This is a genomic window from Iodobacter fluviatilis, assembly GCF_004194535.1.
Lineage (GTDB): Bacteria > Pseudomonadota > Gammaproteobacteria > Burkholderiales > Chitinibacteraceae > Iodobacter > Iodobacter fluviatilis_A.
In genome coordinates, this window is sequence record NZ_CP025781.1 from 3,684,926 (window position 1) to 3,698,842 (window position 13,917).

A 13,917-nucleotide genomic window follows, 5' to 3' on the forward strand; every position below is an offset into this window, starting at 1 on the left:
TCATTATAGTTTTGTATATAATATTTTCAAATATATTTATTGATGAGGTGTGCTGATGTTGCATCCAAACGTAGAAGCTTTTTTTGATTCTGCCACCTGTACTGTGAGTTATGTGGTGTTTGATTTCGAGGGTGGTTGCGCCGCTTTAGTAGATACTGTGCTTGATTACGACGCTAAATCGGGGCGCACTGCAACTCATAGCGCTGATCGTTTGATTGATTTTGTCACGGCAAAAAAATTAACCGTGCAATGGATCCTTGAAACCCATGCTCACGCCGATCATCTATCTGCCGCGGCATATTTAAAGCGCAAAGTGGGCGGCAAGGTGGCGATTGGCCAGCATATTAATCAAGTGCAAACTATTTTTAAGCCGATGTTTGGTTTGGGGCATGATTTTGCTGTGGATGGCAGTCAGTTTGATGTGCTGTTTGCGGCTAACGCCGTGTTTCAGATTGGTGAGCTTAGCGCCAAAGTGCTGTTTGTGCCGGGGCACACGCCAGCAGATATTGCCTATTGGGTAGGGGATGCACTGTTTGTGGGGGATACGCTGTTTATGCCTGATGTTGGCTCTGCTCGTTGTGATTTTCCAGGGGGTGATGCGGCGATGCTTTATGATTCAACTCAGCAACTGTTAGCCCTGCCGGATGCAACAAGGATATTTGTTTGTCATGATTATCTGCCAGAGCATCGCCAAGCTGTGCAGTGGCAAAGTAGCGTTGCGCAGCAGCGAGCGGGTAATATTCATCTGCATGCTGGGGTGGTAAAGGCAGATTTTATTGCGATGCGTGAGGCGCGCGATCAAACCCTTGGTATGCCGCAGTTGATTTTGCCCGCTATTCAAATCAATATTCGTGCGGGAGAGTTTCCCTCTCCTGATGCTGATGGTCAGCGTTATTTAAAAATCCCCTTAGATATTTTGTAGAGATCACCTTATGGCCGGTAGCAGCCTTTTAGTATTACTCGATGATATTGCCGCAGTTTTAGATGATGTAGCCCTCATGACCAAGGTGGCGGCTAAAAAAACCGCTGGGGTGCTGGGAGATGATCTAGCCCTTAATGCCGAGCAGGTTTCTGGCGTGCGTGCGGAACGAGAGATCCCCGTGGTGTGGGCGGTGGCAAAAGGATCAATACGCAATAAATTGATTTTAGTGCCCACGGCATTAGGGATCAGTGCCGTGGCTCCTTGGCTGATTACACCTTTATTGATGCTGGGTGGATGCTATTTATGTTTTGAAGGTTTTGAAAAGCTGGCGCATAAATTTTTGCATAGTAGTGAGGAGCACGCGGATAAAGAAGCGCTGCTTGCTGCCGCACATAACGTTGAGGTCGATTTAGTTGCCTATGAAAAAGACAAAATTCAAGGGGCTATTCGTACTGACTTTGTGTTGTCAGCAGAAATTATTGTTATCGCCCTTGGAACTGTTGCTGGGGTATCGATTGCATCTCAACTCGCCGTATTAAGCCTGATTGCAGCTGTAATGACCGTTGGGGTCTATGGTTTGGTCGCTGGGATTGTTAAGCTGGATGACGCAGGTCTTTATCTGTGCAAAAAAACCGGCCAAGGCCTGTGGCTGCAAGTGCAGCATAAAGTGGGCCGCTTATGTTTGGTTGGCGCGCCCTATTTAATGAAAACGCTGACCGTGGTAGGCACCATTGCAATGTTTATGGTGGGAGGAGGGATTCTTACTCATGGCTTTGCACCTGCTCATGATCTTATTCATCATATCGCCCTAGCAGTGCGCGAAATTGCTAGCATTGGCCCTCTGCTTTACGCCGTATTACCGATATTATTGGACGCCGTGGTAGGCGTTATTGCTGGTGCAATTTTGCTGGTGCTTAGCATGGCGGTAGCGGGTATTGTGAAATTAATCAGGCCGCAGCAGGTCTAGGGTCTGTTGACGTTTCATTAACGCCGTGCAGCCCCAAAAATGGACTAAACCCGAAGGGCTGAGCCGGAAAATGGCTATTCACTGCGTTATGCTCCTCGATAATAACCCGTTATTACCTTCGTCACATGCCTTGTGCTTGGCCGTTTTCCGGCTCAGCGCAATGGCGAATGAAACGTCAACAGGGCCTAGTGTTTACTATCAGTATGTTGATTTGCATATTCGTTTATGCAATAAAACTATTCTAAATTCATTTGGATCTAAAAAAATTACAAGGTTCAACATTTTTACAATATTGCTGCAGTTTTTAGCCAATTAATCTATCTTGCGGAGTGGGTGTGGGTAGAGAATAAAGGAGGATTAGAGTAATTTTTTTTATATAGTATTGATTTTAATGAATTTAATTTATTATTTCATGATAGGGCGAAGGTAAATGGGTCTTGCTCAGTAGATCAGTAAACTCTCATAATTTGAATCTTTTTGGGGCCAGAGACGTTCAATGCTACAAAAAAATGCTGGCACATTAATCATCTGTTACAAAACGTGATGTTAATAGGCAAAAAGCACAGTAAAATCGCGTCATTATTGAGTGGATGCGAGCGACCAGTAACGCTTAAGTCTGGTATCCTATTTGCTTGGCTTGTACGATATTTACTGGACGCAAGGCTAAAGTGAAGGTTTACTGAATCAGAAAAAATAAGGTGGCTTAACCTAGCTAATTTCACTAATATTTTACTGTAATTGAAAAGTGCGCGCTAATCATATTGGTAAGCGAGTACAAATGAGTAGGAATGTGGCTGATAATGAGCAGCCTGCAGACCTAATAAACACTGAATAATAGGCTGGACCGATATTGTTTTAGATACTTCATCAAACGCTTAATGGGCAGGTGATGAAGTTTTTTTAAAAGGATAGATCGACTCGCCAAGAGACCTTAAAGAATGACCGATTTGCAATTAGGATCGCTGATTGTAGGTGGCGTGATTGTCGCCGCTGTCTATGCCTTCAATTGGTGGCAGGAATACCGCTATCGCCAGCAAGCCGCCAAGGCCTTTGCCCGTAATGAAAGCGATGCGCTGCTGGATGTGCCCAAAAACATGGTGCGCTCAGCAGGGGCAAGCCGGATGGAACCAAGCCTAGAGACGGCCGAATTGGTGCCTGAGCGCTTTGAGCCCCTGCTGGTTGAGCCGGAGTTGGAAGTTGCCCCTGCTTATCAGCCACAACCTCAAACGGCCCCCGTGCGCGAGCCTTATATCGAACCACCGGTAGCGCCTTCGGTGGCGGTAGATGCCGCGCCTTATGTGCCAGAGCCGGTTAAGGTTGCTGCGCCAGTCAGTGATGACAGTGAAGCACTCGCAAGTAGCTTGCTCGATTCATCGATTGATTTTGTTGCAGAAGTTCATGCTACAGAAGTGATTGCAGCGGCAGATTTACCGGTATTTAGGGGCTCTAAGCGCGTACAGGTAATGGGTAGCCAAAATAATCGCTGGGAAGCCTGTTTACCAAGTTCGCGTTCGCGTTATAAAGAGCTGAAAATTGGTTTGCAATTGGCTGATCGTCAAGGGGCATTAAGCTCAGAGCAGCTCAATGCTTTTTGTATGTCGGTACAGCAGTTTGCTGATGAGCACGAGGCGGTGGTGACTTTTCCCCAGCGCTCAGCCAAATTAACCGCTGCAACTAATCTAGATGAGTTTTGCGCTAGTGTGGACGTGCTCATTGGTTTAAATGTGATGGCAGCAAGCCGCCCGTTCCCAATGGAGCGCGTGCGCTTATTGGCTGAAAACGCGGGCTTGGTTCGCAGCCCAGAGGGTGCGTTTCACTACCGTAGCGATTCAGGTAAAACATTGTTTACCTTGTCAAACTATGATCAGACCCCTCTTGGCAATACCTCGAGTGGCCTTACGCTCCTGTTTGATGTACCACGGGTGGCGGGTGGCGTATCGGTGTTTGATTATTTTGCTGAATTTGCACAGCACTTATCGGTGGCACTATCTGGTGAGCTGGTTGACGATAATAGCAAGCCCCTAACCGAAGCAAGTTTAGATAATATCCGCAAGCAATTAGGCGTGTTGTACGCAAAAATGGATGATAGAGGCATTGCTCCAGGCTCTGTGGCGGCTTTGCGTTTATTTGCGTAGTTTTTGGTGGGATGTGTTACTGCAATGCCGCTGTTCGTCAGCGGCATTGCTATTTTGGGCTGTAAATAGGCATCTTGTGCTGCATTTTTTGCCTAGAGTGACGATATAGACTTTATTGCTGTTACGCTGAGAGAAGGGTCATGAAACGCGCCCGATTAAGCTATGCGGCTCTATGTTTGAGCTTGACTTCTTGTGCTGCCCTTCTGCCCGATTCAGAGCAAATTAGCCGTACTCCTTGGCCAGATTATCAAACGGCGGAGCAGGTGTTTAAAGGTGTTCCCTTGGAAACCACCAGTTTGCAACAGTTGCATGCAATGGGCTTGGATCCAGCTAAAACGCCAAATATTGTCGTACTGAGTTATGCTGATTTAATGCGTCGTCTGGCATTAAGTGGTGCAGGCGAGCCGCGTTTATTAGCACCGCAAATCCAAGCCTGTATTGCTGCTCAAACTTCGTGCTTTGCTTATGAAATTGAGCAGAAAAGCTCAGTAAGAAAACGCTATGGCAATTTCTGGGCAGATTTTTTAAATTTTGAACGAAAAACGGTTATTTCTGGTTGGCATTTTGATGTCATTTTCATTGTTCAGAATGAACGTCTTGTGTATAAATTGTGGAGTGGTACGCCGAGTATCGAGCAATTTGAACAAGAAAATACCCCGCTGGGGCCTTTTCAAGGCTTGGGAATATCGATTCTGACCAAATAGTTATTGGCTGTTCTCATATTTTGTAATGGCATCAATGGGGGGACTATGAACTGGGCCCAGTGTTCAGGTGCTGGATTTGCTTTTGCGTAGTAGTAAATTATCTCTATTTAGCGGGCTTATCCAGAGCGGCTCCATGTGATGCAGCGTAATTTTTAAATCACAATAAAATTACAAAAAACGTAAAAACAAGGGGTATTCTTGAGTGTTTGGACTGCTCATGTTTTGGCGTATATTCTTGTTGTACATCCTCGCTATTTCAGCTTCCGCATAAAATCAATAGACAAATATGACTTCTTCCCTTACCGATCAAGCGCAATCCTTACGCACGCAACTCCATCAGTATGCTCATGAATACTATGTACTCGATGCCCCAACGGTGCCGGATGCAGAGTACGATCGCTTGTTTCGTGAGTTGCAAGCACTGGAAATAGCGCACCCTGAGTTAGCAACACCCGATTCGCCCACGCTGCGAGTGGGCGGCAAGCCTCTGCCGCAGTTTGTGCCAGTGACTCACAGTATGGCTATGTTGTCGATTCGCACCGAAACCGATGTCACGCCAGCGGGGGCATTGGCTTTTGATGCCAGTGTACGTAAAGAGCTGGATTTGCCAGCGAGTGCCGCAACGCTTGAGTATGCTGCCGAGCTCAAGTTTGATGGCTTGGCGATTAGCCTGCGTTATGAGAATGGCGTGTTGATGCAAGCTGCTACACGGGGCGATGGGTCAACGGGAGAGGATGTGACGCAAAATATCCGCACCATCTTCCAGATCCCACTACGCTTACGTGCTGATATAGCACCGCAGGTATTAGAGGTGCGTGGTGAGGTGTATATGCGGCGCGATGATTTTGATTTTTTAAATGAACGCCAATTGGCGGCTGGCGATAAAACCTTTGTAAACCCTAGGAACACTGCTGCAGGTGCGGTGCGTCAGCTGGATCCGGCGATTGCTGCTGCGCGGCCACTATCTTTCTTTGCCTATGGCTTGGGCGTGGTGGAGGGCTGGCCCATGCCGCAGACGCATTCTGCTCTCTTGGATGCGCTGGCTCTAATGGGTTTTCCTGTCTGCACTGAGCGTGCAGTGGTGAGTGGAGGTGAGGGTTTGGCACAATTCCATGCTTACGTTGCACAGATCCGTGAAAGCTTACCGTTTGATATCGACGGCGTGGTTTACAAAGTAAATGGTATGGCGCTGCAAAAAGAGCTGGGCTTCAGGACTCGTGAGCCGCGCTGGGCCGTGGCGCATAAATTTCCAGCGGAAGAGGCTTTAACTATTGTGGAGGCCATTGATGTGCAGGTAGGGCGCACGGGTGCAATCACCCCTGTGGCGCGCTTGCAGCCGGTATTTGTGGGAGGGGTGACCGTGACCAATGCCACGCTGCATAACGAAGACGAGGCAAGACGTAAAGATGTCAGGATTGGAGATACCGTCAGCGTTCGCCGTGCTGGTGATGTGATCCCTGAGGTGGTGAGTGTGGTGCTAGAGCGCCGCCCCATGAAGGATGTGCCGGGCGCAGATTTATTCTCGCCAGCCCAAGAGCCACTTTACCCTGTATTTAGCTTGCCTAAAGCTTGCCCTGTCTGTGGCTCGCATGTGGTGCGAGAAGAGGGTGAAGCGATTGCCCGTTGCTCGGGGGATTGAGCTGCTCGGCACAGCGTAAAGAGGCGATTCGCCATTTTGCGGGCCGGCGAATGATGGATATCGATGGCCTTGGCGAGCGTTATGTAGAAAGTCTGGTTGATTTGGGCTATGTGAAATCGCTGGCGGATTTATATGCCTTAACCCTGGCCGATTTTCAGAATATGAAAGCCGCCGCCGACGAAACTGCCGGTGTCAGTGCCGAAAGTATTACTCAAGGCCGCCTTGCCACTAAGTGGGCAGAAAACCTGCTGGAAGGAATCGCTGCAAGTAAGCGGCCATTATTGGCGCGTTTCTTATTTGCGCTGGGAATTCGCCATGTGGGTGAATCGACAGCCAAAACCTTGGCCGATTGGCTGGGGTGCTTAGAGTTAATTCGCCATGCCCCCGTGCCACTATTACGGGCCTTGCCCGATATTGGCGATACGGTAGCAATCGCTATTTATGATTTTTTTAGCGAGCCTAAAAACCAACAGGCCCTAGACGCTTTGCTGGCCGCAGGGATTGCTCCAAGGGATGAGCACGCACCAAGTGGGCAATTAAGAGACAAACTCCAGCTATCTAGTCTGTACGCACATTTAGGTGTGCCTAAATTATCTATCGTGCGCAGCCAGCAATTGGCCGAAAGAGTCAATAGTTTGGATGCCTTGGCTGATGCTGATTGGCTGACGCTGACCTTCTTGCCTAGTGATGTAGCAAAAGCCCTACTGGCGTGGTTGGATGCTGAAGGGCAGCGGCCGTTTTTAAAAGGGTTGGCTGTATGGTGTGCTGATTTAGAGCGGAAGTTGCCGGAGCTAACTGCGGCTAATGAGGGCGTGTTTAAAGATAAAACACTGGTGCTTACAGGTACTTTGCCTACTTTATCCCGTGATCAAGCTAAAGATTTAATCGAAGCGGCGGGTGGCAAGGTATCGGGCAGTGTGTCTAAAAAGACACATTTTGTGGTGGCGGGAAGTGATGCTGGGAGCAAGTTAACTAAGGCTGTTGATTTGGGTGTGTCTATTTTGGATGAGGCTGCACTGCTGAAAATGCTAGATGGGGCCTAGCAGCCAGTCGGACTTAAGACTGATCTACTACGGAAAAGCCGGATTTGGCCATATTTCACGCATTTTCTCGTTGAATAGCCAGCTATTCGCCTCAAAAACCCACGAAATCTGTCTCAAACCGGTCTTTCCCTCGTACGGTCGCTTAAGTCCGACAGGCTGCTAGATTCGTCATTGCGCTTAGCCGGAAAACGGCCAAGCACAAGGCATGTGACGAAGACAATAACGGGTTATTGTCGAGGAGCATCACGCAGTGAATGGCCATGTTCCGGCTCAGCCCTTCGGGTTTAGCCCATTTTTGGGGCGGAACGAAAGTTAAAAATCGCTCATGCTACGTGTACCATGTCGCAATTTTCTCCTTGTTCAGCCCCAAAACTGGGCCAAACGCAGCCGTGAATGAAACGTCAACAGACCCTAGGGTACGCAGTAGCGTGTTTATCTTGTTAAACATTTGTGAATTTTGCAATGCAGGTTGACGTGGGTGTTTATTTATATAAACATTGCAGAATGCGAAAGTCTGAAGCAATCAAACTGTTTGGTACCCAAACTCGCCTAGCCGATGCGCTAGGGCTTGGGCGCTCAGCCGTTTCCCAGTGGCCAGATGAATTGGCGCAGCGCCAAGCTGACCAAGTACTGGGGGCGGCATTAAGGCTCGGTTTACTCTCTACTTCATATCAGGATTCCCAAATGCAAAAAGTACGCAAGGCCGTATTCCCCGTTGCCGGTATGGGCACTCGTTTTTTGCCTGCCACAAAAGCTAGCCCAAAAGAAATGATGCCGGTAGTTGATAAGCCTTTGATCCAGTACGCCGTTGAAGAAGCGCTGGCGGCAGGTATCACCGAAATGATCTTTATTACGGGCCGTAATAAACGCAGTATTGAAGATCACTTTGATAAAGCTTATGAGTTAGAAGCCGAGCTAGAAGCCAAAAATAAACAAGCCCTGCTAGAGATACTCAGAAATATTATTCCAAAGTCAGTGAGCTGTATTTATATTCGTCAGCCAGAAGCCCTAGGCCTAGGCCACGCCGTTCTCTGCGCTAAACCCGTAGTAGGCGACGAGCCATTTGCGGTGATTCTGGCCGATGACTTGATTGATGGTGGCGCGACCAGCGAAATGAAACGTATGGTCGATGTATTCAGTGACACCCATTGCTCTATCTTGGGGGTAGAGCAAGTACCACAACAAGACACGGGCTCTTACGGAATTGTTGAAGTTCAGGAAGGCAATGGCCGTTTAAAAATCACTAATATTGTTGAAAAACCAAAACCAGAAGAAGCACCATCTAATTTGGCCGTTGTGGGGCGCTATATTCTCACCCCGCGCATTTTCCACCACCTGCAGCATGTGCAGCCAGGTAAGGGTGGTGAAATCCAGCTTACTGATGGCATCTTTGCACTGATGCAAGAGCAGCATATCTTGGCGCATAAAATTATCGGCACTCGCTACGATTGCGGCTCTAAGCTAGGCTATCTGAAAGCCACTATGGCGTATGGCATGAAGCATTGTGAAGTGGGTGAAGAGTTTTCTGCTTACTTGAAAAACCTTAAATCATAATTTATTTATTTCATTAAGCTTGCAAAAAAAGGCGGCCCTACTGGTGTCGCTTTTTTTTTTGCTCTATGATGCTTAGTAAGCTGATCTAGATAGACATATGCTATTTCAGTATTTAATTCTGACTTTGCGTATGTTGTTTTTACTGCGTAATCAGTTTTTTTATAAGGTTTGTAAATTTAAAAACGAATTTTATAAATACCTTAAGGAATCAAATATGAAAGTAGTCATTTTAGCCGGTGGTTTAGGCACTCGTTTAGGTGAAGAAACTGACGTGCATCCTAAGCCTATGGTTGAAATTGGCGGGCGGCCTATTTTATGGCACATCATGAAAATGTATTCGCATTATGGTTATAACGACTTTGTTATTTTGCTGGGGTATAAAGGAAATTTAATTAAAGAGTTTTTTGCTAATTATTTTCTTTATCAGGGTGATGTAACCATTGATTTAAGTAATAACCAAATTGAAGTGCACCGCAATCAGTCAGAGCCATGGAAAGTTACTTTATTAGAGACGGGTTTAAAAAGCCAAACTGGCGGGCGTATTTTGCGTGCCAGAGATTATCTGGGCGATGAAGATTTTATGCTGACGTATGGTGATGGTGTTTCAGATATTGATATTGCCGCCTTACTGGCGCAGCACCAGCAGCATGATGGCTTGGTCACGATGACGACTGTTCAGCCTGAGGCTCGCTTTGGTATGGTCGATCCTGATTCCGCTGGGTTTATTCGCGAATTCAAAGAAAAACCGATTTCTGATCAAGCTTGGATTAATGGCGGCTTTATGGTGTGCCGCTCAGGCGTGTTTGATTATATAAAAGAGGGCGATCTGACTATATTTGAGCGCCTTCCTCTCGAAGAATTAGCCAGCGATGGCAAACTACTTGCCTACCGGCATAGAGGTTTCTGGAAGTGCATGGATACCTTGAGGGATAAAATTCAACTTAATCAGCTTTGGGACCAAGGTAAAGCGCCTTGGAAGCAATGGGATGAATTGGGCTAAAAATGTTTGCTGATTGCTATCGTAATAAAAAAGTATTTATCACTGGGCATACTGGTTTTAAAGGTAGCTGGCTAAGTCTGTGGCTAAGCCAATTATCCGCCAAGGTGTATGGCTATGCTCTGGCTCCTTTAGAGGGGGAGCGTTCGCATTACGCTAAGCTTGCTTTGCCTCTTGAATCAAACGTGGCAGATATTTGTGATTTTGCAAGGCTGAGTGCCGCTTTGCAGGATGCTAGCCCAGAGATTGTCTTTCATTTAGCCGCCCAGCCTTTGGTATTAGAGAGCTACCGCGACCCTGTAACGACGTGGAATACCAATGTGATGGGCACGGTGAATCTACTGGAAGCTTGCCGCCATGTGCCTTCGATTAAGGCTGTGGTGGTGATTACCACGGATAAATGCTACCAAAATCAAGAATGGTCTTGGCCCTATCGGGAGTGCGATGCCTTGGGCGGGCACGATCCTTATAGCGCCTCGAAAGCGGCGGCTGAGCTGGTGGTTGCATCTTATCGCGCTAGTTTTTCGCCGCAAGATTTGTCTCGATCGCTGTTGATTGCAACGGCCAGAGCGGGCAATGTGATCGGAGGTGGTGATTGGGCGCAAGATCGATTGGTGCCGGATGCCGTGCGTGCGGTACAAGCAGGGCGCTATGTGGAGATTCGCAACCCCAAGGCGGTGCGGCCTTGGCAGCATGTGCTTGAACCTTTGTCTGCTTATTTATTGATTGGGCAGCACTTACTTGCAGGCAATGAAGGTGCTGCGAAAGCTTGGAATGTGGGGCCGAGTGAACGGGATGTGGCCTCTGTGGCTGGGGTATTAGATGGGCTTGGTCAATATTGGCCTGAGCTGAAATGGCAGGGAACTGCAGCCCTCGCACATGAAACGCAAGCTTTGCGGCTGGATTCATCGCAGATTGCGACAGCATTAAAGTGGAGTCCTGTCTGGCCACTGTCACGTGCATTGGCTGAAACGGCAGCTTGGTATCGGCGTGGCGACAGTGCTTATTTGCATAGCTTACCGCAGTTGCACGCTTATATTGCTGATGCTGCGGCGGCCAATTTGGGCTGGGCTATTTAATGCGAATTTTACCCTTAGATATTGCCGGTGCAGCCATCTTAGAATCTGATCGCCATGGCGATGAGCGTGGTGGTTTTGCACGCTGGTTTTGTGAGCATGAACTGAGCGCAGTATTAAATGGCGCGTCGATTCGGCAGATGAATCACTCGACCAGTCTCCAGTGCGGCACGGTGCGAGGAATGCATTTTCAGTATGCGCCGCAGGCAGAGAAAAAGATTATTCGCTGCCTAGCAGGACGTATTTTTGATGTGGTGCTCGATCTACGTGCCGGGTCGGAGACGTTTTTACAGTGGCGCGGGGTGGAGTTGTCTGGGGGCGATGATCGCGCTTTACTTATCCCAGAAGGCTGCGCACATGGCTTTCAAACACTGAGCGATCAGGTGCAAATGCTCTATTTACATACTGCTTTTTATGCGCCAGAGCTTGAGGCCGCTGTGGCCTACAATGATCCTCGTGTGCAAATTGCTTGGCCCTTACCCATTACGGTAGTGTCAGACAGAGATCGTCAACACCCTTATTTGCCGGTAGATTTTTTTGGGATAACGCTATGAAATGTCGCCACTGCGAAAGCCCATTACAGCTGGATTTGATTGATTTAGGCTTTGCGCCGCCCTCTAATGCCTATCTGGGGGCGGATGATTTATGCCGCCCCGAGTTGTATTACCCGCTGCGGGTGAAGGTGTGCGAAAGCTGCTGGCTGGTGCAGACCGAAGATTTTGCCCAGCGCGATGCGTTTTTTAATGCCGATTACGCCTATTTTTCCTCGGTGTCTTCATCTTGGTTGGCTCACGCTCAAAGCTATGTCGACATGATCTGTGAGCGGCTAAAGCTTGATGCCCAATCGCAAGTCTGGGAGGTGGCGGCTAACGATGGTTATCTCTTGCAATATGTGGCGGCACGCGGCATTCCCTGCCTAGGCATCGAGCCCACGAGTGGTACGGCCGCAGCAGCAAGGGCCAAAGGGTTGACCATTGAAGAGATATTCTTTGGCAAAGCCAGCGCAATCGAATTACGCACACGCTATGGATCTGCGGACCTGATTGTGGCTAATAATGTGCTGGCCCATGTGCCGGATATCAATGACTTTGTCAGTGGATTAGCTCTGGCATTAGCAAGCACAGGCACGATTACCCTCGAGTTTCCTCACCTTTTAGAATTAATTGCCCATACCCAATTCGACACAATTTATCACGAGCACTATTCCTATCTTTCGCTACTTTCAGTGCAAAAGATCTTAGCTGCTGCAGGTTTACGGGTTTATGACGTTGAGCGCCTGCCTACTCATGGAGGAAGCTTACGTGTGTATGCCTGCCATCAAGAGACCACTCAAGCCGAATTACCTGCTGTAGCGTCTTTGCTTGAAAAAGAGCAGGCCGCAGGGCTGAATCGTGCCGCGTGCTATCAGCAGTTTCAACAGCAAGCGATTCGCTTACGCCTCGATTTAAACGCCTTTTTACTTGAGCAATATCGCTTAGGTAAACGCGTATTAGCCTATGGCGCGGCAGCCAAAGGCAATACTCTGCTTAATTATGCTGGCATCGATGCGGTGCTTTTGCCCATGGTGGCTGACGCTGCGCCATCTAAGCAGGGTAAGTTATTGCCCGGTAGTCATATTCCTATTATTACGCCCGCAGAGTTAATCGCCGCGCGCCCAGACTATGTACTGATTTTGCCTTGGAATATCAAAGCAGAAGTCATGCGAGAGCTGGCTGCGATCAGAGAATGGGGCGGGCAGTTTGTGGTGGCTGTACCCAGTATGGAGCTGTTATGAGTCAGCGCATCTTATATACCAAGCCCTCTATTACTGAATTGGAAGTCGCTTATGCCAGCGATGCGGCAGCAAATGGCTGGGGTGAGCATTGTTACGACTATATTCACCGTTTTGAGGCTGGGTTTGCTCAGTATTTAGGTTCAGGCTATGCCATCGCCACCTCAAGCTGCACCGGTGCAATGCATATGGGGTTGGCTGCTTTGGAAATTGGGGCTGGGGATGAAGTGATTTTGGCTGACACCAACTGGGTAGCCACGGTTGCCCCTATAGTGCATATGGGTGCAACGCCGGTGTTTGTTGATATCTTGCCAGACAGCTGGTGTATCGATCCACAAGCGGCGGAAGCGGCCATTACCCCGCGAACCCGCGCGATTGTTGCCACTCATCTGTATGGCAATCTATGTGAAATGGACGTTTTACGTGATATTGCGCAACGGCATCATTTGGTGTTGATTGAAGATGCAGCAGAGGCGATTGGTTCGGTTTACCAAGGGCGGCGTGCGGGATCAATGGGGCATTTTGGGGTGTTTTCTTTTCATGGCACCAAAACCATCACGACAGGTGAAGGGGGGATGTTTGTTACCTCTGATCCAGTGCTTTATCAGCGGGTGCTAACGCTCAGCAATCATGGCCGAAAACAAGGGGAGCAGCGGCAATTCTGGCCGGAAATGATCGGCTATAAATATAAAATGTCTAATATCCAAGCGGCCATTGGTTGCGCTCAGTTAGAGCGAATTGATGAGCTTGTGGCACGCAAGCGAGCTATTTTTACGGCATACCGTCAAGCCCTGCAGGGGGTGCCTAGTATCAGCTTGAATAAAGAAGCAGACCATACCCAAAATGGGTTTTGGATGCCGACGGTCGTCATCAATCCAAGCAGGGGTATTACACGTGAGCAGTTGATTTCGGCTTTTAAACAGGCGGATATTGATGCTAGGGTGTTTTTTGAGCCGCTATCAAGTACTCCCGCATTTACGCCGATATTAAAGAATAAGCACAGTTACTCAATCCCTACACGAGCGATTAATTTGCCGAGTTATCATGATATGGACGAAGATCAACTACAACGCGTGATCGATTGCTTGCTGGATGTCATAAGGAAATAA

General features: G+C 48.3%; 10 protein-coding genes and 1 pseudogene. All 11 read left to right on the top strand.

All coding sequences use genetic code 11. The annotated features are described in order from the left end of the window. The first annotated feature begins 55 nt into the window (after window positions 1-55). The 11 genes and pseudogenes from C1H71_RS16335 (at window position 56) to C1H71_RS16385 (ending at window position 13,917) form a co-directional block, all read left to right on the top strand. The gene (locus C1H71_RS16335; protein WP_308418288.1) at window positions 56-922 is read left to right on the top strand and encodes an MBL fold metallo-hydrolase; all 867 of its coding nucleotides are present in this window, start codon (window positions 56-58) and stop codon (window positions 920-922) included. A gap of 10 nt (window positions 923-932) precedes the next feature. After that, window positions 933-1,889 (top strand): DUF808 domain-containing protein, encoded by a 957-nt coding sequence (locus tag C1H71_RS16340; RefSeq protein ID WP_130107506.1) that lies wholly within the window; start codon window positions 933-935, stop codon window positions 1,887-1,889. Between the two features lie 938 nt (window positions 1,890-2,827). Continuing rightward, entirely contained in the window at window positions 2,828-4,024 is a 1,197-nt protein-coding gene (locus C1H71_RS16345) for a cell division protein ZipA C-terminal FtsZ-binding domain-containing protein (RefSeq protein ID WP_130107507.1), read from the top strand. 140 nt (window positions 4,025-4,164) lie between these two features. After that, window positions 4,165-4,728 carry a hypothetical protein gene (locus C1H71_RS16350; RefSeq protein ID WP_130107508.1) on the top strand — a complete coding sequence of 188 codons (564 nt, stop codon included), beginning with the start codon at window positions 4,165-4,167 and terminating at the stop codon, window positions 4,726-4,728. A gap of 286 nt (window positions 4,729-5,014) precedes the next feature. After that, window positions 5,015-7,410, top strand: a pseudogene (gene ligA / locus C1H71_RS16355) (NAD-dependent DNA ligase LigA). 504 nt (window positions 7,411-7,914) lie between these two features. Further along, the gene (gene galU / locus C1H71_RS16360) at window positions 7,915-8,964 is read left to right on the top strand and encodes a UTP--glucose-1-phosphate uridylyltransferase GalU (protein WP_130107509.1); all 1,050 of its coding nucleotides are present in this window, start codon (window positions 7,915-7,917) and stop codon (window positions 8,962-8,964) included. 214 nt (window positions 8,965-9,178) lie between these two features. Further along, window positions 9,179-9,964: a glucose-1-phosphate cytidylyltransferase gene (gene rfbF, locus C1H71_RS16365; protein ID WP_130107510.1), complete on the top strand. Its 786-nt coding sequence runs from the start codon at window positions 9,179-9,181 to the stop codon at window positions 9,962-9,964. 2 nt (window positions 9,965-9,966) lie between these two features. Beyond that, window positions 9,967-11,040 (top strand): CDP-glucose 4,6-dehydratase, encoded by a 1,074-nt coding sequence (gene rfbG, locus C1H71_RS16370; RefSeq protein WP_130107511.1) that lies wholly within the window; start codon window positions 9,967-9,969, stop codon window positions 11,038-11,040. After that, entirely contained in the window at window positions 11,040-11,591 is a 552-nt protein-coding gene (locus C1H71_RS16375) for a dTDP-4-dehydrorhamnose 3,5-epimerase family protein (protein WP_130107512.1), read from the top strand. The genes rfbG and C1H71_RS16375 overlap by 1 nt, the downstream gene beginning before the upstream one ends. After that, complete coding sequence (locus C1H71_RS16380; RefSeq protein WP_130107513.1) at window positions 11,588-12,811, top strand: class I SAM-dependent methyltransferase; 1,224 nt, start codon at window positions 11,588-11,590, stop codon at window positions 12,809-12,811. Before C1H71_RS16375 ends, C1H71_RS16380 begins: the two co-directional genes overlap by 4 nt. Next, window positions 12,808-13,917 (top strand): DegT/DnrJ/EryC1/StrS family aminotransferase, encoded by a 1,110-nt coding sequence (locus C1H71_RS16385; RefSeq protein ID WP_130107514.1) that lies wholly within the window; start codon window positions 12,808-12,810, stop codon window positions 13,915-13,917. The genes C1H71_RS16380 and C1H71_RS16385 overlap by 4 nt, the downstream gene beginning before the upstream one ends.